Genomic DNA, 17,426 nt, shown 5'->3' with positions numbered 1-17,426 from the left:
CGGCCCGACACCCTCGGGGTGCCGGGCCGTCGTCGGTGGCGGCGTCCTGAGAGCGCCGCCACCCTCACAGCTTGATCGTGAAGGCCTGGTCGACCTCGGAGAAGGCCGAGGACGCCTTGCCGAGGTAGGTCACGAACTCGTCGATGACCGCGAAGAGGTCCTGTCCCTCCTTGTGCCATCGCGCGAAGATCTCCTGGAAGGACGAACCCGACAGTCCCTTGAAGGCGCCGGAGTCGTAGAGGCTCTGGATCTGGCCGCTGGTGGTCTGAACCGCGTTCTCCAGCTCGTTCTTGAGGTCACCGAGGTTCCTGGCCTGGGCCTCGATGGAACCGTGGTCGATGGAGATGCTGCCGTCGGGTCCTGCCATGTCGAACTCCTGTGGTCTGGTCGAAACGCTGACGCGGACCGGCCTACCCGGGCTGTGGTGCGGCAAACATCGGTCGCGGAAATGACGCGGGCCGCGCATATCATGCTGCCTCGGCCCACCCTCTCGGACTTCTGATGCAACCTGCGTGGTTCGCACGTCGTCTGAAGGGGTACACGGGTTCCGTCGCAAGGCGGACCCGAGCAAGCGGGTCTCTCGGAATCTCGGAACATCTCGGAAGGACGACAGTGGCATCTCGGGGTCAAGTTCTCGGTGTCGTGACCAGTGCAGCGCTGCTGCTCGCTCTTGCGGGCTGCGGCGACGACAAGACCACGCCCGAGCCGAACCTCGGCGGGTCGCCGACCGAGGAGTCGTCCGCGACGACGCCGACGTCCGACGCGACCGAGGCCACCGAGCCGTTCGACGGCGAGGGCGACGAGGTCCACGCCGGTCGGATCAAGGCCGGCAGCCCGGCGGAGGAGGCCGTCGGCCAGGCGTGGGTCGACTACTGGCAGGTCCGGGTGACGGCCTACCACAAGACCCGCGTCGACGCCGACGCGCTCGGGAGGGTCGCCCGTGGCGGCGCGCTGCAGGAGGTCATCGACTACGTCGGCCGACTGCAGACGGACGGCACCACGATCGAGGGCGACACCCGCGTAGGCGTCACCGACATCGAGATCGCGGGCAGCTCCGCGGCTGTGAAGAGCTGCCTCCAGAGCAAGGCAGGTCCCGCCGGTTCCGGCGGTGACGAAGAGACCTCCTACGCGACGATCGTCGGAGCTCTCGTGCAGGAAGGCCAGCAGTGGCTGGTCGAGACGATCACCGTGACAGGAGACAAGCGGTGCACGGCATGAGCTGGCGACGGATCGTCGTCACCCTCCTGACAACGGTCGCGATCGGCACCGGCCTGCAGGCGGTCACGGTCGCGCCCGCCGCGGCCGAGTGCCCCCACGACCCGTGGTGCGTCGACACCGGCGGCAACGGCGGAAGCGTCCAGGTGCAGTTCCACGGGACGGCGGTCTCCTCGACGGGTGGCGGGTCCTCGACCAGCGTGCCGCCCGACTGCTGGTTCGCCGACGGGCTCCCGCTCGAGCCGGCGCTCGCCCAGCGCCAGATCCTCGCGCTGCTGGAGTGGCTGATCCCGCTGCTGAGGCTCCCGCTGGCGCCGGTCTCCGAGTATCGAGCCGCGCTCGACGCGCACCCGGTGGGCGGACCCGACTACGACCAGTGGAAGTGGTACTTCCTCAAGTGCCGGCCGGGCTTCAACTTCACGTCCGACGAGGCGATGAGCGTGGGCGAGACGACGGAGTGGTACGGCCAGCAGGTCGCCCGTCTCGACCTGCTCCTCAAGGACGGTACGCCGACCCCGGGTGCGGTGAGCGTCGAGACCCTGCTCGAGGTCGCCCAGGACGCCTTCACGATCCCGGAGCCGGAGGTCCAGCAGAACCCGACGGCGGAGCAGTTCGACGACGCCACGCTCGTCAACCTCGACACCTGGTTCTGGTCCGACACTGCCCAGCGGAACTACACGATCACGGCTACCGCCGGGCCGGTCTCCGTGACCCTCTCCGCGGAGAACGCCGGTTACACCCTCACCTCGCCCTACGGGTCCACGAGCTGCACCTACGAGCAGTTCACCACCGCCTGGTCGCCCGAGCTGGACGGCAACCCCGACGCCGGCTGCCGGCTGACCTTCGACCGTCCCTCCCCGGAGGGCAGTGCCGGGCACGAGGTGCAGGTGACCTCGCAGTGGGACGTCACCTGGACGGCCACCGGCATCACCGGCACCAACACGCTCGACCCGCTCACGCCGTCGTCGACGTTCAACGTTCCCGTCATCGAGCAGGGTGCGCTCGTCATCGACTGAGCAGTCATCGCCCGATCGGCATCGGGGAGGCGAGACCGCCGCTCCCGGCAACTGGAGGAAATCGTGAGCACCGACATCAGTGGCACCGTCGCCGACCGCCAGCGCAGCCGGGCCGGTCGGCGGGCAGCCGGGCCCGCCGGCGGCACCCAGATCGCCCCGCCGCGGCAGCGCCGTCCCGCGCTCGCCGCGCTCGCGCTGCTGCTCATCGTCGGCGGCGCGCTGGTGGCCGGCCTGCTCGCCGTACGCATGGACAGCCGGGTGCCGGTCCTGGTGGCCGCGCAGGACATCGAGCCCGGTGCCGAGATCGCCGCGGAGGACCTGGAGGTCGTCCGGGTGGCGAGCGAGGGTCTCGGCCTGATCCCCGAGGACTACACCGACCAGGTGGTCGGCGCCTACGCGACGACCACGATCCGGGCCAACACCCTGCTCGACGAGAACATGGTGTCGAGGGACAACCCCGTTCCCCGCGACCGCGCGGTCGTGTCCGTCCCGATCGCGGGCAACACCGCCCCTGGACGAGTCGCGCCGGGTGACCTGGTCCAGGTGATCCGCACCACCGACGCGGCCAGCGCCGACGACCCCGAGCTCCTCGGCACCGGCTACGTCCTCGAGGTGAGCCAGCCGTCGGCGGAGGACCTCGGAGGCAACGAGAACGCGGCGACGGTGAGCCTGCTCGTCCTCAAGACCGCCACGATCGCCATCGTCAACGCCGCGTCCGCCGGCAGGGCCGGCCTCGCCGTCATCGAGTCCGGCCAGGAGCCGGACGTCGAGCTCAGTGGAGCAGAGGAGTGACGGTCTACGCCCTCGCCTCCGCCAAGGGGTCGCCCGGGGTCTCGACCGTCGCTGCCGCCCTCGCGGCCTGCTGGCCGTCCCCAGCGGTCCTCGCGGACGTCGACCCCTCGGGCGGCGACGTGATGTGGCGACTCCGAGCCCGGACCGGTGGCCCGCTCGACCCCGACCGCGGGCTGCTCTCCCTGGGCGCCGCAGTGCGCCGGGGTGCCGCCCGGGCCGAGCTCGCCGAGCACCTCCAGCAGTCCGCCCTCGGCGTCGACGTGCTCGTGGGGCTCGCGTCCCCCGACCAGCTCGCCGGCCTCGGCGCCGCCTGGGGGCAGCTGCCCGCGGTCTTCGCCAAGCACCGCACCGACGTGCTCGTCGACTGTGGCCGGGTCGTCCCCGGCAGCTCGGCGATGCCGGTCCTCGCCGGTGCGGACGTGGTCGTCCTCGTCGTCCGGCCCGACATCTCCGGCACCGCCCACCTGAGGGAGCGACTCCGCTCGCTGCGCGCTACGGCCGGCATCGGCGGGCCTGGCGGCAGGCCGGTCGGCGTGATCGTCACGACGTCGTACCGCGACACCCGCAGCGCGTCGGACCTCCAGCAGCTGTTCGACGCCGAGCGGCTCGGGGTCAAGGTCCTCGGCATCGCCGCGGACGACCCGAAGGCCGCGATGATCCTGACGGGGGAGCGGGCCGGCCAGTTCCGCAAGACCCTGCTCGGCCGCTCGGCCATCCAGCTCGCCCAGAAGCTGGGGTCCGGGAGCCGCACCCCCGACCTCGCGAACGGCAGGTGAGCGGGGTGGACCAGCTACTGGTGCGCAACCTGCGTGAGCAGGTCGCCGACATCATCTCGCGGCAGCGCCGCGAGGACGCCGAGAACCACCTGCCGCCGATGTCGGCGGAGGACGAGCGGCAGTTCGCGCGGGCCGTCATCGGCCGGGTCCTCGACCAGTTCGCCCGGGATGAGGTCCGCGCCGGCCGGACGCCGCCGACCCCGGACGAGGAGCAGAACCTCGCCGACGGCATCCACGCCGCCCTCTTCGGGGTCGGTCGGCTGCAGCCGCTGCTCGACGACCCCGAGGTCGAGAACATCGACATCAACGGCTACGACCAGGTGTTCGTCGGCTACTCCGACGGCCGGGAGGAGCGTGCCGGGCCCGTCGCCGAGTCCGACGACGAGCTGATCGAGCTGGTCCAGACGCTCGGTGCCTACTCCGGTCTGACCAGCCGTCCGTTCGACACCGCGAACCCGCAGCTCGACATCCGGCTCCCGGACGGTTCCCGGCTCTCGGCGGTGATGGGTGTGTGTCCCCGTCCGTCCGTGTCGATCCGGCGTGCCCGCCTCTCGAGGGTCTCGCTCGACACCCTGGTCGACTACGGCACGATGTCGCCCGACCTCGCCGCGTTCCTCTCGGCCGCCGTCCGGGCCCGCAAGAACATCATGATCGCGGGCGCGACCAACGCCGGGAAGACGACGCTGCTGCGGGCACTGGCCAACGAGATCGACCCGTCGGAGCGGCTGATCACGGTGGAGCGCGCACTGGAGCTCGGCCTCGGCGAATTCCCCGACCTGCATCCCAACGTCGTCGCCTTCGAGGAGCGGCTCCCCAACTCCGAGGGCGCGGGCGCGATCGCGATGGCCGAGCTGGTCCGGCGCTCGCTCCGCATGAACCCGAGCCGGGTCATCGTGGGTGAGGTGCTCGGCGACGAGATCGTGACCATGCTCAACGCGATGAGCCAGGGCAACGACGGCTCGCTGTCGACGATCCACGCGAACTCCTCGGCAGAGGTCTTCAACCGAATCTGCACCTATGCGATCCAGAGCGCCGAGCGGCTGCCGGCCGACGCGACGATGATGCTGATCGGCGGCGCCATCGACTTCGTGATCTTCATCGAGCGGGTCAACGAGTTCGCCGAGGGCGGCACCCTGCGCCGGATGGTGACGTCGGTGCGCGAGGTCAACGGCGTCGACGGGCGGGTGCTGTCGAGCGAGGTCTTCGCCCGGGGTCCCGACGGGCACGCCGTGCCGGCCGCCTCGGTGTCCTGCCTGCCCGAGCTCGAGGCGGTGGGCTACCGCTCGGGTGCAGCGTCGACCTGGGTGGAGCGCGCAGGATGACGCTCACCCCGACCATCCTGCTCATCGTCCTCCTCGGCGGGGTCGTGGGCAGCGGGATCGTGCTGCTCGTCCGATCGCTGGTCGGGTTCCCCGTGGACGATCGCATCGCCGACTCCGGACCGAGCCTGACCGAGCGCGTGCAGGCGGCAGGACGACGGGTCCCGTTCGCGATGCTGGCGTTCCTGCTGGTGCTGCTGCTGACGCGCTGGCTCGTGGTCGCGATCGCCTGCGGACTGCTGGTCCTGTTCTGGAACAGGCTGTTCGGCGGAGCGCGCGAGTCCCGCCAGGGCATCGCCCGGCTGGAGGGGCTCGCGGCCTGGACCGAGTCGCTGCGGGACACGGTGGCGGGCGCGGTCGGCCTCGAGCAGGCGATCCCGGCGACGTCGTACGCCGCGTCACCGGCGATCCGGGACGACCTGACGACCCTGGCCGACCGGCTCCGGGTCCGGATGCCGCTGCCCGAGGCGCTCCGGCGGTTCGCCGAGGAGGTCGATGACGCGGGAGCCGACCTGATCATCGCGGCGCTCATGCTCAACGCGCGGCTGCGCGGCCCCGGCCTCCGCGAGGTCCTCACCTCGCTCGCCCGCTCCGCGCGGCTGGAGCTCGAGATGCGGCAGCGGATCTACGCCAGCCGTGCGTCGACCCGTCGCAGCGTGACGATCGTCGTCGGCGTCACCGTCGCGTTCGTCGTAGGGCTCCGGGTGTTCAACCCGGCCTACGTCGCCCCCTACTCCACGCCGGTCGGCCAGGTCGTGCTTCTCGTGATCATGATGATCTTCGCCGCCGGCGTGATGTGGCTCCGGGCGCTGGCGAAGGACGACACCCCCGGCCGTTTCCTGCACTTCCGGCGGACGGAGGTCGCGCGATGACGCTCACACTGACCATGCTCGCCGGCGGGTTCGTCGGTGTGGGCGTGCTCCTGGCGACGTGGCTCCTGGTCCAGCCCAGGGCGTCCGGGCCCGTCGCGCTCGCGCTCCTGGACGCCCGACTCGCTCGAGGACGCCGAGATGCGTCGTTGACCGTCGATCGGCGCCATGCAGAGGAGTCGCCACGGATGCGCCGGCTCGGTGCTCGCATCGGCGACGCACTCGAGGAGCAGGGCTACGGCCTGCCCCGACGGCTCGAGGCCGATCTCGGCATGGTCGGCCAGTCCCGCGAGATGTTCATCGCCCGCACCGCCCTGGGTGCGCTGCTGGGCGCGGTCCTGCCCAACGCCGTACTGATCCCGTGGGCTCTCCTGGGTCTGGTCGGGTTCGTCGTGCCCCTGTGGCTCGTGCTGATCGGCGCTCTGGTCGGTGCGCTCGTCCCCTACTCGAGGCTCCGCAGCGAGGCCGAGGAGAAGCGCCGAGCATTCCGCCACATGGTCAGCGCGTTCCTGGACCTGGTGTCGATGAATCTCGCCGGTGGACGCGGCGTGCCCGAGGCCCTCCAGTCTGCCTCGAACGTCAGCGACAGCTGGGGCATGGTGCGCATCCGCGACACCCTCGAGGCGGCCAGGCTGCAGGGCATCACCCCGTGGGCCGCGCTCGGCCAGCTCGGTGACGAGGTCGACGTCGACGAGCTTCGTGACCTCTCCGCCGCGCTCGCCCTGGTCGCCGAGGACGGCGCCAAGGTCCGCGAGTCGCTGACGGCACGCGCCGCGTCCATGCGGCACCGCGAGCTCGCCGACGCCGAGGCCAAGGCCGAGGCCCGCTCGCAGTCGATGCTCGTCGCCCAGCTGCTGCTGTGCGCCGGGTTCCTCATCTTCCTGGTCTATCCAGCGATCGCCCGGATTCTCGGTTAGCACCGTTCGATCTGGGAACGGTCACCGTCATCGAAGTTGAAAGGACAATCTCGGATGAGTCCCGAACTCCAGTACCTGTGGATCATGGCTCGCGGTCACCTGGCGCGCGCACGTGACGACGAGCGCGGCGTCTCGGCCGTCGAGTGGGTGATCATCACCGCGGTGCTGATCGCGCTCGCCGTCGGCGTCGGCGTCGTCATCAGCAGCGAGGTGAACGACAAGGCCAACACCATCTCCATCGAGTGATGACCTCGCGCCGACGTCGCGATGACTCGGGGGTCAGCAGCGTGGAGCTCGTGCTCTACATGCCGCTGCTGATGTTCATCATCTTCATCGCGGTGCAGTTCTCGCTCGTCTGGTTCGGCAACCAGGCGGCGAGCTCGGTCGCGCGCGAAACCGCCCGGAGCGCGCGTGTCTCCGGCGACCTGGCCCTTGCGGAGCGCGAGGGCGAGGCATACGCCGACCGGCTCGGAGGCGGCGTCCTCGAGGACGCCGACGTCACCGTGGTCCTGGTGGAGGGCAACCGGGTGCGCGTCACGGTGACGGGCCATGCGCAGGAGATCTCGCCGATCGGCGTCCCGACCGTGAGCGAGACGGTCGAGGGCCCGCTCGAGGAGTTCGAGGACACCCAGTGACGTCGCGCGACGAGAGAGGATCGATGGCGGTCGAGGTCGTGGTTCTCGCGCCGGTCCTCTTCATGTTCGCCCTGCTCGTCGTCGCCGGCGGCCGCTACGTCAGCGTGGAGGGCGACATCGAGGCCGCCGCGCGCGACGCCGCGCGGGCGGCGTCGTTCGAGGACTCGAGGGCCGCCGCCGCGCAGGCGGCCTACGACACCTACCAGGCCTCGCGCGACGCCTCGCTCGGTGACGCGGACTGCACCTTCGCCTACGACGACTCGGACTACGGCCCCGACGGCACCCTCTACGTCACTCTCCGCTGCAAGGTGCCGTACGACGACCTGGGCCTGATCGGGCTCGGCGGGACCGTGACGGTCGATGCCGACTCCCAGGTCAGGCTCGATCCCTACCGGAGGTTCGAATGACGCGGGCAAGGACGAGGGACGAGCGCGGAGCCGCGTCCGCCTTCATCGTGGGCATGACGATCACCATGCTGGTCGTCGCGGGCCTCGTCGTCGACGGGGGAGGGGCGCTCAACGCGAAGTCGACGATCGCCGACGACGTCGAGGCCGCGGCCGTAGCCGGCGCCCAGGCCACCGACGAGCTGCACTACCGACAGCACGACGAGCTCGTCGTCAACCCGGCAGAGGCCGAAGCCCGGGCACGGGAGGTGCTGGCGAGCCGCGGCTACACCGACATCCGCGTCTATGCGACCGAGACGACGGTGACCGTGTCCGCGCGTGACACCGTCGCCACGAAGATGCTGCTCCTCATCGGCTTCAACGAGTTCGACATCGACGCCACGGCCACCGCGGAAGCAGGAGTGCTCTGATGAACCCAGCAGGCCAGACCGACGCCGCCCGACGGGGACCTGAGCGGTTCAGCGCGCCGGCAGCGACGGCCGAGAAGTCCTCGCCCGTCGCCGTGCTGGGCGCGGTGCTCGCCCTCGCCGCCCTGGTGGTCGGCGTTCCTGTCGGCCTCTGGCTGTGGCAGGGCCCGCCGCCGGTGCCGACGGGCCTGCCGTCGCGGGACGACCTCACCCAGCCGCTGACGGTCGACGCCCTGATCGTCGTGCTGCTGGTGGTCGTCTGGCTGGCCTGGCTGCAGTTCACGGTCTGCGTGGTCGTCGAGGCCGTCTCCCTCCTCCGCGGCGGAGGGCTGCCGCGACCGGTGCCGCTCTCCGGTCGCTCCCAGGCGCTGGCCCGCGCCCTCGTCGGCACCGTGCTCGTCGGCGCCTCGCTGATCGGCAGTGCGGGGACGGCATCCGCCGACGACGGTGGCCGGCACGTCCAGCGGGACGCGACCGTCGCCGTCCACGACGCGGCTCGGAACACCTCGGACGGGCCGGGCCGCCCGATGCAGCAGGGGGCGCCCGAGCAGTACGCCGCTCCGGCGATCTACACCGAGACCACCCAGGAGCTCCGGGACGTCGCCGACCAGCTCCTCGGCCGGAAGGTCGTGGTCGTCAAGCCACCCGAGGGCCGCTACCACCACAACCTGTGGGACATCGCCGAGGAGCACCTCGGCGACGGGCGGCGCTGGAAGGAGATCTTCGAGCTCAACAAGGGCCGCCCGCAGCCCGACGGCGGAGAGCTCGTGATCGGCCGGCTGATCCAGCCCGGCTGGGTGCTCGTCCTGCCCGACGACGCGGTCGGTGCCGACCGGGTCGACCGGGCCCACCAGCAGCAGGACGACCGCGACGGTGGCGGCGACCAGCAGACCGCCCCCTTCGTCGACCACTCGGGCGGCGGGGTCGACGCGGTCGAGTCGTCGTACGACGGCCTGGCGGGTGACCTCGTCGGCGGCGGTCTCCTTGCCGCCAGCCTGGCCGCCGCGCTCGCCGCGGAGCGGCGTCGGCGACGCGGCGCGAACGTCGCCGCGTCGGAGATCGAGGCGGAGGTCGCGATGCTCGTGGGCGCCGACACCGACCGGGCCGAGCGGGTCGACCGCGCGCTGCGCCGCCTCGCCGTGAGCGCACGCGCCGACGGCGTCCCCCTGCCGCCGGTCTACGCCGTGACCGTGGACGACGACGAGATCGAGCTCAGGATCGCCCCCGCCGCGCCGAGCCCGCCTGCGCCGTGGATCGCCCTCAAGGAGGGACGTCGGTGGCGGCTCGACCGGGAGTCCGCCGAGGCCGACCAGGGTCCGCTCGGCAGTGCGCCGTACCCCGGGCTCGTGTGCATCGGGCGCGACGACGACGGCGCCGACGTGCTCATCGACCTCGAGGCGGTCGGTGGGCCGGCCTCGGTCAGCGGCGCCGACGCCGTTGCCCGGGAGGTCGTGTCCGCGCTCGCCGTCCAGCTCGTGACGTCGCCGTGGTCGGACGACCAGGTCGTGCACTCCTTCGAGCTGTCGCCGGTTCTCGCCCGCGTGTCCGACCGCAGCTTCTCCGTCGTCGACGACCTGCCCACCCTGGTCGGCGCCTTCGAGGTCGATCGACCGGACCGCAACGGCCAGGACGTGCTCTCCGGGCGGGTCGGTCGCAAGCCGGACCTGACGCCGCAGTACCTCATGCTCGGCGCCGTCCCCGACGACGAGCTGGTGGAGCGCCTGCAGCCGATGATCCGCACCGGCGACCGCGGCCTCGGCGTGGTCGCGGTCGGCAAGCTGCCGGGAACCCGGTGGCACCTGACCGTCGACGAGTCCGGCCACCTGGCCCTGCCGCTGCTCGACATCGCCGTCACCGCCGTACGCCTCACCGAACGCACGGCCGTCCAGCTCGCCGGACTGTTCGCGAAGGCGCGGGAGCAGCGGTCGCCGGCGACGGAGTCCGGCGTGCTCATCCCGCGGGCGCCGCGGCCCGGCGACGACGCGCAGTGGGCGTCGGCTGCCGTGCGGGTCGGCGTGCTCGGTCCGCTGGAGACCCGGGTGCCGGGCCAGATGGACGAGGTCAGGCTGGCGCTCGCCACCGAGGTCGCGACGTTCCTCGCGCTGCAGACCGCACCCGTGCACCCCAGCGTGCTGGCGGCGTCGGTGTGGCCCCGCGGCGTCACCTCTGAGGTGCGCGACGCGACGATCGCACGGGTCCGGGAGTGGCTCGGCAACGCCGCCGACGGCTCCTACCTGCTGCGGGAGAACGACGAGGGGCGGCTGTTCCTCGCCGACGAGGTCGCCGTCGACTGGCACGCGTTCTGCACCCTCGTGCAGCGGTCGCGCGGTGCCGCGGTCAAGACCGAGATGGAGCTCCTGCGGCGCGCCCTCCAGCTGGTCCGCGGTCCGTTCCTCGACCGGCGGGACCGCGGCCGCTACACCTGGCTGGCCCGCACCCGGCTTGACAGCACGGTCGCCGACGCCGTCGAGGCGACCGCGCACCGGCTCGTCGAGCTGTCGACCGACGACCCCGGCGGCGCGGCCGGTGCCGCCCGCGCGGGGCTGCGGATGGTTCCGCACTCGCAGCTGTTGTGGCGGGACCTCCTCCGCGCGGAGTACGACGGTCCGGGCGGGCCCGCCATCGCCGCCGCGTCCCAGGAGATGGTGGTCGCGCTGGCGGAGCGTGGCGCCGAGCTGGAGGCGGAGACCGAGGCGCTCGTCGAGGAGCTCCTGCCCGGGGCACGTCCGGCTGCCGCCGGCACCCTGGCGGGCTGACGGGACCGCCGTGGTTCGCCCGGACGGAGGGGGCTCGGGACCGGCGCCCGTGCTGAAGATGACCGACGAGGCCGTGCGCACGGTGCGCCAGCGGTTCGACGGGCTGAGTGAGCTGTGCGAGGGGATCGTCGAGGACCTCCCGGACGGCTACACGCAGGTGACGGAGGGGTGCGGCTCCTTCTTCGCGCAGATCGACCCGGGCATCACCGCCTTCACCGCGTCGTGGCAGGTCACCTTCGCCCTGTCCTCGGACCAGGCGAAGGCCATCTCCACCAACATCAACCAGATGTCGATCGACCTCTCCGGTCTCGACCGCACCCTCGCCGGCGGCTGACGTGGGGCACTACCAGCTCGACGTCGACCCCGGGCCGCTGCGACAGGTCAAGCGGCGCTACGCCGCGGCGGCCGAGCTCCTCGGGCAGCGGGCGACCAAGGTCAGGTCCACGCCTGACGAGATCGGCGACTCCTGGCTCGGCAGCGCCGCGACCTCGGTGAAGACCGACATGGGCACGGTCGCGACCATGCTCGTCGCTTTCCAGGGTCACCTCGAGACCGCATCCGAGGCGCTGGGCACCCTCGCCAAGGTCTACGACGACGCGCTCGACACCCTGGGCCGGCTCAACCGCCGGCGTGCGGAGGCCGAAGCGGACTGCCAGGCGGAGCTGACGTCGCTGGACCGGAAGTTCGAGCAGGACCGGGATGGCCTCACCGACGGCGGCCGGCGGTCGAGCAGGTGGGAGCACGAGGAGCTCGCCGACGTCTACTCCGGCAAGCGGTCGGCAGCGACCGGCGAACGGGACCGGGTCTTCGGCAACCTCGACACCCGCTACGAGGAGCTGGTCGAGGAGTGCCGGACCGCTACCTCGACCTGCGCACGGGCCCTCGAGAACGCGGTCTACGTCACGGTCCCCAAGGACATCAAGCTCAACCTCAGCGACCCCCGGGCCGCCCAGGGCGCCTACCTGGCGATGTACGACGCGGCCGAGGAGGCCCTCGGCGACGAGCTGATCCTGCTGCAGGACCTCGACGCGCTGGACGACGGGCAGAAGATCGAGGATCGCGACCGCGTCGCGGAGATGATCTACAACTACAGCAACTTCCCTCCGGAGGATCGGGAGGAGCTGCTCGAGATCCTCGAGCGGCACCAGGGCGACCCGGAGTTCGCCGGGCTGCTCGCCAACGGTGTCGACGTACAACACCTGGCCAACGCCCTCGGACTGGCCCACGACGGTCCGTGGGCCGACGGCACCGACATCGAGGACTCCGACGCCTACAACCAGCGCCTCATGAAGGCGCTCGGGCCGCTGCTCGGTCTGGGGACGATGGTCCAGGGCGACTACCGGCTGCCCGACGACAAGGTCGACGAGTGGTACGACGCCATCACCGGCGGCTACCAGCCAGGGACCATGGACGTCGCGGCCGGCAGCCAGACCCTGATGGCCTCGCTGCTCGGCCAGGGCGGGTGGGACCCGGAGTTCCTCTCCGAGCTCAGCGCACGGGTCATCGAGTTCGAGCGCGACGAGCTCGAGGGCGCCGACGGGTGGTGGCACCACACCGGGTCGAGCGGCGTCTTCACGCTCGACGGCTACTACCTCGACCCCGTCCAGGCGCTGGCGACGGCGCTGTCGCGCAACCGGGCAGCAGCTCAGACGCTGCTCACCGAGGGCGGCACCCGCACCCTCGGTCTCGAGGGCGAGGACATCGAGGTCTCGGACGTCCTGGCGTACCTCCTGCTCGAGCGGGAGTGGCTGGGCGCCAACGGCGAGCCGGCCATCGGTGCGCTGCTCACGACGGCGTTGTCCGAGAAGCCGGGCGACCTGGTGCCGGCCGAGCTCGCGCGGCAGCTGCAGGGCGTCGTCGCCTACGGCGAGGAGCAGGCGGCCAAGGCCAAGGAGGAGGCCGAGAAGAACGACAAGCCGTGGTACGTCGACCTCGGCCACCTCGTCCTCGACCTCGGCGGCCTGATCCCGCTCGTCGGCGAGATCGCCGACCTCATCAACGCCGGCTGGTACGAGCTCGAGGGCGACCACGTGAACGCCGGCCTCTCGGCCGCCGGTGCGATCCCGTTCGCCGGCTGGGCGGCGACCGGCGGCAAGCTCACCCTCAAGGGACTCAAGGGCGTCGTCTCGCCCGAGCTCTACGCCAAGCTCAGCAAGCAGATCGAGGCACTCGGCGACCGGGCGTCCTACAACGTCCAGTACCTCAACGGGCAAGAGCTCGTCCACATCGACTTCCAGCACGCCGACGACCTCGCAGCCGCGCTGAAGGCCCCGCAGCCGAACACGATCTACCAGTCCGGCGACCTGATCTTCTACACCGACGCCAAGGGCGTCATCACCGTCGGCGGCAAGGGCGGCATGCGCCGGTTCATGGCGCTCGGCGACCACTTCAAGCACCTGCCACCGGCGACCGAGCTGCGCTACGGCGGCCACACGTTCCGACTCGGCGACGACGGCGCGCTCGAGGTCGTCGCCATCAACCGCTGGAAGCCGATCTGGGGCCACGGCGAGGCGTTCAACGCGCAGAACTGGCACAGGTACAGCTACAACGAGATCCACCTGGCCAATGGAAAGCGCCTGGATTCGTATGATCCGGGTGACTGGATCGTCGAGCGCAAGTACCGGCAGTACGCCGCTCTGAAGAACCCGGGCCAGCTGGCGAACGACATCGCCCTGATCCGCCGCCAGTACCCACCGGGATTGACGGTCCCGAGAACTCCCGGCAACCTCCAGCACTTTCCGGGGCTGTTCGACGGGGCGGGCCCGGGAGTGCTGGCGGGGAAGAACGTCCTGGAGATCCCACCCCAGAACGGTCCGCTGGACATCGCCGCGCTGCGCGACGCGATGAACGGAAGGCCGCCGGTCGTCATTCGTGACACGGACGGCAAGATCTACACCCCCAAGTACCCCTCAGGAAGGTGACCGGGCTGATGGCGAAGCTGTTCTTTGGTGAGTGGTGGAACGAGGAGCACAAGTTCCTCAGCGTTCCGATGACCGAGGAGGAAGCGCGCGCCGTCTACGAGGCCGGAGGAGAGATCTCGGTGGTGCTGGCCGAGGGCGAGGTGGCGACGTACCACCCGGACGTCAACCCGGACTTCGACGCGGAGGACGACGGCGGCGATCCGGTGCAGTGGTTCCTGTACGCAGACCTGCGTCGGTCGGTCCGGCTGCCCGACCAGCCCGATGTCGTGCTCGTCGACTTCTTCGACTTCTGGGGGAGCGTCGACGCCAGCTATCGGTTCGAGCTGATGAGCGACGGTCGCCTGTTCCTGACCCAGGTTGCGGAGTACGACTATCCCGACGCGACCCGGTACCACGAGTCCACGTCATGGGAGACCCTCACCACCCACGGCTTCGCGCCCGAGGGCACGAGCTCGGTCACGACGGCGAGAAGGTTGGCCGACGGAACCAAGGAGATGTCGCGGACCGACTTCCGGAACGGGGACTTCTCCACCCACTGGGAGCCGGTGCCGGCGTGGGGCGAATGGGCGTCGATCACCCGCCGCGACCGGTCGCGCCCGGCCTGACCGGCTGCGGCCGGTCAGCTCGGCAGCAGCAGGACAACCGTCTCGGCGACGCAGGCCGGCTTGTCCTGGCCCTCGATCTCGATCGTGTGCTGGACGGTCATCTGCTTGCCGGTCGGGATGTCGGTCACGCTCGTGACCACCAGGTGGTCGCGGATCCGGGAGCCGACGAGGAGCGGGGAGGGGAACCGGACCTTGTTGACGCCGTAGTTGAGCTTCGCGCCGGGCGTGGCGAGCTTGAAGACCTCGCTGCCGAGCCAGGGGATCAGGGCCAGCGTGAGGTAGCCGTGCGCGATCGTGCCGCCGAAGGGTCCCTGCTTCGCGCGCTCCACGTCGACGTGGATCCACTGGTGGTCCCCCGTGGCGTCCGCGAACTGGTTGACGCGACGCTGGTCGATCGTGACCCAGTCGCTCGTGCCGATGTGCTCGCCTGCAGCGGCCTCGAGCTCCTCGAACGTCGTGAAGACCCGCATCCATCGTCTCCTTCGTGCGGTATTTGACCCGGTGGAACAATGCTCGGCATGGAACCTACACGCGTGCCCCCCGTCGAAGAGCTGAGGTCCGCGCCGAAGGTTCTGCTCCACGATCACCTCGACGGTGGGCTACGCCCCGCGACGATCGTCGACCTCGCCGCCGAGGCGGGCCACGAGCTGCCGACGAACGACGCCGACGAGCTCGCCGTCTGGTTCGCCGAGTCCGCGGACTCCGGCTCGCTGGTGCGCTACCTCGAGACGTTCGAGCACACCGTCGGCGTGATGCAGTCGGCCGACGCGCTGACCCGGGTCGCGCGGGAGTGCGCCGAGGACCTTGCCGCGGACGGTGTCGTCTACGCCGAGATCCGCTACGCACCCGAGCTCCACGTCCAGGGTGGCCTCACCCTGACCGAGGTCGTCGCCGCCGTGCAGGAGGGCTTCGACCAGGGGATCGAGGCGAGCGGCGGCCGGATCGTCGTACGACAGCTGCTGACGGCGATGCGGCAGGCTGCGCCGTCGCTGGAGATCGCCGAGCTCGCGATCGCGGCGCGCGACCGCGGGGTGGCGGGCTTCGACATCGCCGGCCCCGAGGCGGGCTACCCGCCCACCCGGTTCCTCGACGCGTTCGACTACGTCCGCCAGGAGAACGGGCACGCCACCTGCCACGCCGGTGAGGCGTTCGGACTGCCCTCCATCTGGGAGGCGGTCCAGTGGTGCGGCGCCGACCGGCTCGGTCACGGCGTGCGGATCATCGACGACATCCATGTCAAGGAGGCGGCCGGGGACGGCGCCCCTGTTCGAGCCGAGCTGGGCCTGCTGGCGTCGTACATCCGGGACAAGCGGATCCCGCTCGAGATGTGCCCGTCCTCCAACGTGCAGACCGGCGCCGCCGAGTCCATCGCGACGCACCCGATCGGCCTGCTCACCGACCTGCGGTTCCGGGTCACCGTCAACACCGACAACCGGCTGATGAGCCGCACCTCGATGACCGAGGAGTTCCGGTTGCTCTGCGAAGCGTTCGGCTGGGGGCTCGACAAGGTCGAGTGGCTCACCGTCAACGCGATGAAGTCCGCCTTCCTGCCCTACGACGAGCGCTACCGCCTGATCATGGAGACCATCAAGCCCTGGTACGCCGAGCGCCGCTAGACGACGAACCAGAGGTAGTTCCACCCGGCGACGCCGACCTTGTGCTCGCGCCAGCGGTCGGCGGGGACGGTTGCCAGGGCGCCCCCGGCGGGGTCGAAGAGGCGTACGGCGGCGCCCGTGGGGTCGGCGGCGAAGGCGAGCACGACGTGGCGGGGGAGCCAGCGGTTGCCGAGGTAGACGGCGACGGGCCGGGTCCGGGCCTGCTCGGTCAGCACGTCGTAGCCGACGTGCGGTCGGGGACGGGCGTTCACGGTCGCGATCCGCTCGCCGGTGAGCGCGGTCAGTGCGTTGGCGACGGCCCACGGCGGCGTGCCCAGGCGACGCGGCCAGGGTGCGTGGAACCGGTCGCGGTCGCTGCGCGACGACGTGAGCCGGCGATGGGTGCGTGCGATCTCGCTGGTCAGGTCGGCAGGGCGCCAGCCGGGTTCGAGCAGCATCCGTGCCGCGACCACGCTGGTCGGCCCGCACGAGACGCGGTCGGGCTGCTTCAGCGAAGCCGGCCGGACGTCAGCGGGCCAGTCCACGCTGGTCGTTCCGGGCCTGACGCGCCACGATCTCGTCGTACGCCGCGTCGCCCGTGGCCACCGTGCAACCGACCGCGACGGCACGCCGCACGACCTCCCGTTGTCCCCGGGCCAGGGCAAGTCCGCGCCGCACCAGGACCAGCGGCGGCTTGCGGTGCTCGCGCAGGTCGCGGGTGAGGCGGCGCCAGAAGGTGACCGCACGGTGCTGGGTGATGCAGTACGCCGCCTCGAGGACCCCGGCCTCCCGGCACGCCTCCACGACGGCGGGCGCGAAGATGCCCTCCGCGCAGAAGACCTCGGCGCCGTCGAGGTCGAGCCGCTGCGCTGCGGTGCGACGGCTCTCGGCGATCGAGTAGACGGGCACGTCGGCCGCACCGGCACGGCACAGCTCGACCAGCGCGGCGACGGCGTCGTCCTGGTGCCAGGTGCCGGAGTGGTCCCAGTCGACGAGCCCAGCGTTCGCGCCGTCCTCGATGCGCGGCAGCCCTTCCTCGTCGCCGTCGCGGTAGAAGTCGTCGAGCCTCAGCGTCGGCCAGCCGAACCGCTCCCGCAGCCGCTCCGCCAGTCGAGACTTCCCGGCGCCGGACGGGCCGGCGAGCACGATGACACGGGCGGGCATCCGCCCAGCCTAGTCGTTGGGGCCCATGTCACCTG

20 protein-coding genes are annotated in these 17,426 nt (G+C 71.3%); 16 read left to right on the top strand and 4 right to left on the bottom strand.

Annotation, left to right across the window (positions count from 1 at the left end; genetic code table 11):
• Nucleotides 1–64: 64 nt before the first annotated feature.
• Nucleotides 65–367, bottom strand: a complete 303-nt coding sequence (locus F0U47_RS21040) for a WXG100 family type VII secretion target (RefSeq protein WP_188111204.1) — start codon at nt 365–367, stop codon at nt 65–67.
• A 275-nt stretch (nt 368–642) separates the two neighbouring features.
• On the opposite strand from F0U47_RS21040, the gene F0U47_RS06810 reads away from it, so the two are divergent.
• From F0U47_RS06810 to F0U47_RS06740, 15 genes are all read left to right on the top strand, one after another.
• Nucleotides 643–1,218, top strand: coding sequence for a hypothetical protein (locus F0U47_RS06810; RefSeq protein ID WP_149749578.1), 576 nt, complete (start codon nt 643–645; stop codon nt 1,216–1,218).
• Nucleotides 1,215–2,231: a hypothetical protein gene (locus tag F0U47_RS06805; protein ID WP_149749577.1), complete on the top strand. Its 1,017-nt coding sequence runs from the start codon at nt 1,215–1,217 to the stop codon at nt 2,229–2,231. The genes F0U47_RS06810 and F0U47_RS06805 overlap by 4 nt, the downstream gene beginning before the upstream one ends.
• A 63-nt stretch (nt 2,232–2,294) precedes the next feature.
• Nucleotides 2,295–3,023: an SAF domain-containing protein gene (locus F0U47_RS06800; RefSeq protein WP_149749576.1), complete on the top strand. Its 729-nt coding sequence runs from the start codon at nt 2,295–2,297 to the stop codon at nt 3,021–3,023.
• Nucleotides 3,020–3,799, top strand: a complete 780-nt coding sequence (locus tag F0U47_RS06795; protein WP_149749575.1) for a CpaE/TadZ family protein — start codon at nt 3,020–3,022, stop codon at nt 3,797–3,799. The genes F0U47_RS06800 and F0U47_RS06795 overlap by 4 nt, the downstream gene beginning before the upstream one ends.
• 5 nt (nt 3,800–3,804) lie before the next feature.
• Nucleotides 3,805–5,121 (top strand): TadA family conjugal transfer-associated ATPase, encoded by a 1,317-nt coding sequence (locus F0U47_RS06790; RefSeq protein WP_149749574.1) that lies wholly within the window; start codon nt 3,805–3,807, stop codon nt 5,119–5,121.
• Nucleotides 5,118–5,990, top strand: a complete 873-nt coding sequence (locus tag F0U47_RS06785; RefSeq protein ID WP_149749573.1) for a type II secretion system F family protein — start codon at nt 5,118–5,120, stop codon at nt 5,988–5,990. The genes F0U47_RS06790 and F0U47_RS06785 overlap by 4 nt, the downstream gene beginning before the upstream one ends.
• The gene (locus tag F0U47_RS06780) at nt 5,987–6,904 is read left to right on the top strand and encodes a type II secretion system F family protein (protein WP_149749572.1); all 918 of its coding nucleotides are present in this window, start codon (nt 5,987–5,989) and stop codon (nt 6,902–6,904) included. The genes F0U47_RS06785 and F0U47_RS06780 overlap by 4 nt, the downstream gene beginning before the upstream one ends.
• A 54-nt stretch (nt 6,905–6,958) precedes the next feature.
• Nucleotides 6,959–7,150 (top strand): Flp family type IVb pilin, encoded by a 192-nt coding sequence (locus F0U47_RS06775; RefSeq protein WP_149749571.1) that lies wholly within the window; start codon nt 6,959–6,961, stop codon nt 7,148–7,150.
• Entirely contained in the window at nt 7,150–7,539 is a 390-nt protein-coding gene (locus tag F0U47_RS06770; RefSeq protein WP_149749570.1) for a TadE/TadG family type IV pilus assembly protein, read from the top strand. Before F0U47_RS06775 ends, F0U47_RS06770 begins: the two co-directional genes overlap by 1 nt.
• 23 nt (nt 7,540–7,562) lie before the next feature.
• A complete protein-coding gene (locus tag F0U47_RS06765) occupies nt 7,563–7,946 on the top strand; it encodes a TadE family protein (protein WP_149749569.1) in 384 nt (127 codons plus the stop codon).
• Complete coding sequence (locus F0U47_RS06760) at nt 7,943–8,353, top strand: hypothetical protein (RefSeq protein WP_149749568.1); 411 nt, start codon at nt 7,943–7,945, stop codon at nt 8,351–8,353. Before F0U47_RS06765 ends, F0U47_RS06760 begins: the two co-directional genes overlap by 4 nt.
• Nucleotides 8,353–11,106, top strand: a complete 2,754-nt coding sequence (locus F0U47_RS06755) for an AfsR/SARP family transcriptional regulator (RefSeq protein WP_149749567.1) — start codon at nt 8,353–8,355, stop codon at nt 11,104–11,106. Before F0U47_RS06760 ends, F0U47_RS06755 begins: the two co-directional genes overlap by 1 nt.
• 10 nt (nt 11,107–11,116) lie before the next feature.
• Complete coding sequence (locus tag F0U47_RS06750) at nt 11,117–11,440, top strand: hypothetical protein (protein WP_149749566.1); 324 nt, start codon at nt 11,117–11,119, stop codon at nt 11,438–11,440.
• A 1-nt stretch (nt 11,441) separates the two neighbouring features.
• Nucleotides 11,442–14,027, top strand: coding sequence for a WXG100 family type VII secretion target (locus F0U47_RS06745; RefSeq protein ID WP_149749565.1), 2,586 nt, complete (start codon nt 11,442–11,444; stop codon nt 14,025–14,027).
• Between the two features lie 8 nt (nt 14,028–14,035).
• A complete protein-coding gene (locus tag F0U47_RS06740; protein WP_149749564.1) occupies nt 14,036–14,632 on the top strand; it encodes a hypothetical protein in 597 nt (198 codons plus the stop codon).
• Between the two features lie 14 nt (nt 14,633–14,646).
• Here the strand turns inward: F0U47_RS06740 and F0U47_RS06735 are convergent, their stop codons facing one another.
• Nucleotides 14,647–15,102 (bottom strand): MaoC family dehydratase, encoded by a 456-nt coding sequence (locus F0U47_RS06735; protein ID WP_149749563.1) that lies wholly within the window; start codon nt 15,100–15,102, stop codon nt 14,647–14,649.
• 48 nt (nt 15,103–15,150) lie between these two features.
• Between F0U47_RS06735 and F0U47_RS06730 the strand changes: the two genes are divergently transcribed.
• Entirely contained in the window at nt 15,151–16,248 is a 1,098-nt protein-coding gene (locus F0U47_RS06730; RefSeq protein ID WP_149749562.1) for an adenosine deaminase, read from the top strand.
• On the opposite strand, the gene F0U47_RS06725 is transcribed toward F0U47_RS06730, so the two are convergent.
• Both F0U47_RS06725 and F0U47_RS06720 read right to left on the bottom strand, forming a co-directional pair.
• Nucleotides 16,245–16,772, bottom strand: coding sequence for a hypothetical protein (locus F0U47_RS06725; protein ID WP_149749561.1), 528 nt, complete (start codon nt 16,770–16,772; stop codon nt 16,245–16,247). The genes F0U47_RS06730 and F0U47_RS06725 overlap by 4 nt on opposite strands.
• On the bottom strand, nt 16,756–17,391 hold the full coding sequence (locus F0U47_RS06720) for an ATP-binding protein (RefSeq protein WP_149749560.1): 636 nt from the start codon (nt 17,389–17,391) through the stop codon (nt 16,756–16,758). Before F0U47_RS06720 ends, F0U47_RS06725 begins: the two co-directional genes overlap by 17 nt.
• Between the last annotated feature and the right edge of the window lie 35 nt (nt 17,392–17,426).

This window comes from Nocardioides antri, assembly GCF_008373765.1.
Classification (GTDB): domain Bacteria; phylum Actinomycetota; class Actinomycetes; order Propionibacteriales; family Nocardioidaceae; genus Nocardioides; species Nocardioides antri.
Note: the sequence above shows the minus strand (reverse complement) of the source record. Positions and strands in the feature narration are given on the sequence as shown.

What these genes read in the sequence shown, in the direction of transcription:
- F0U47_RS21040 (WP_188111204.1), bottom strand. Translation starts at nt 367, where the DNA reads ATGGCAGGACCCGACGGCAGCATCTCCATCGACCACGGTTCCATCGAG.
- F0U47_RS06805 (WP_149749577.1), top strand. Translation starts at nt 1,215, where the DNA reads ATGAGCTGGCGACGGATCGTCGTCACCCTCCTGACAACGGTCGCGATC.
- F0U47_RS06785 (WP_149749573.1), top strand. Translation starts at nt 5,118, where the DNA reads ATGACGCTCACCCCGACCATCCTGCTCATCGTCCTCCTCGGCGGGGTC.
- F0U47_RS06780 (WP_149749572.1), top strand. Translation starts at nt 5,987, where the DNA reads ATGACGCTCACACTGACCATGCTCGCCGGCGGGTTCGTCGGTGTGGGC.
- F0U47_RS06775 (WP_149749571.1), top strand. Translation starts at nt 6,959, where the DNA reads ATGAGTCCCGAACTCCAGTACCTGTGGATCATGGCTCGCGGTCACCTG.
- F0U47_RS06770 (WP_149749570.1), top strand. Translation starts at nt 7,150, where the DNA reads ATGACCTCGCGCCGACGTCGCGATGACTCGGGGGTCAGCAGCGTGGAG.
- F0U47_RS06765 (WP_149749569.1), top strand. Translation starts at nt 7,563, where the DNA reads ATGGCGGTCGAGGTCGTGGTTCTCGCGCCGGTCCTCTTCATGTTCGCC.
- F0U47_RS06760 (WP_149749568.1), top strand. Translation starts at nt 7,943, where the DNA reads ATGACGCGGGCAAGGACGAGGGACGAGCGCGGAGCCGCGTCCGCCTTC.
- F0U47_RS06755 (WP_149749567.1), top strand. Translation starts at nt 8,353, where the DNA reads ATGAACCCAGCAGGCCAGACCGACGCCGCCCGACGGGGACCTGAGCGG.
- F0U47_RS06740 (WP_149749564.1), top strand. Translation starts at nt 14,036, where the DNA reads ATGGCGAAGCTGTTCTTTGGTGAGTGGTGGAACGAGGAGCACAAGTTC.
- F0U47_RS06735 (WP_149749563.1), bottom strand. Translation starts at nt 15,102, where the DNA reads ATGCGGGTCTTCACGACGTTCGAGGAGCTCGAGGCCGCTGCAGGCGAG.
- F0U47_RS06730 (WP_149749562.1), top strand. Translation starts at nt 15,151, where the DNA reads ATGGAACCTACACGCGTGCCCCCCGTCGAAGAGCTGAGGTCCGCGCCG.
- F0U47_RS06720 (WP_149749560.1), bottom strand. Translation starts at nt 17,391, where the DNA reads ATGCCCGCCCGTGTCATCGTGCTCGCCGGCCCGTCCGGCGCCGGGAAG.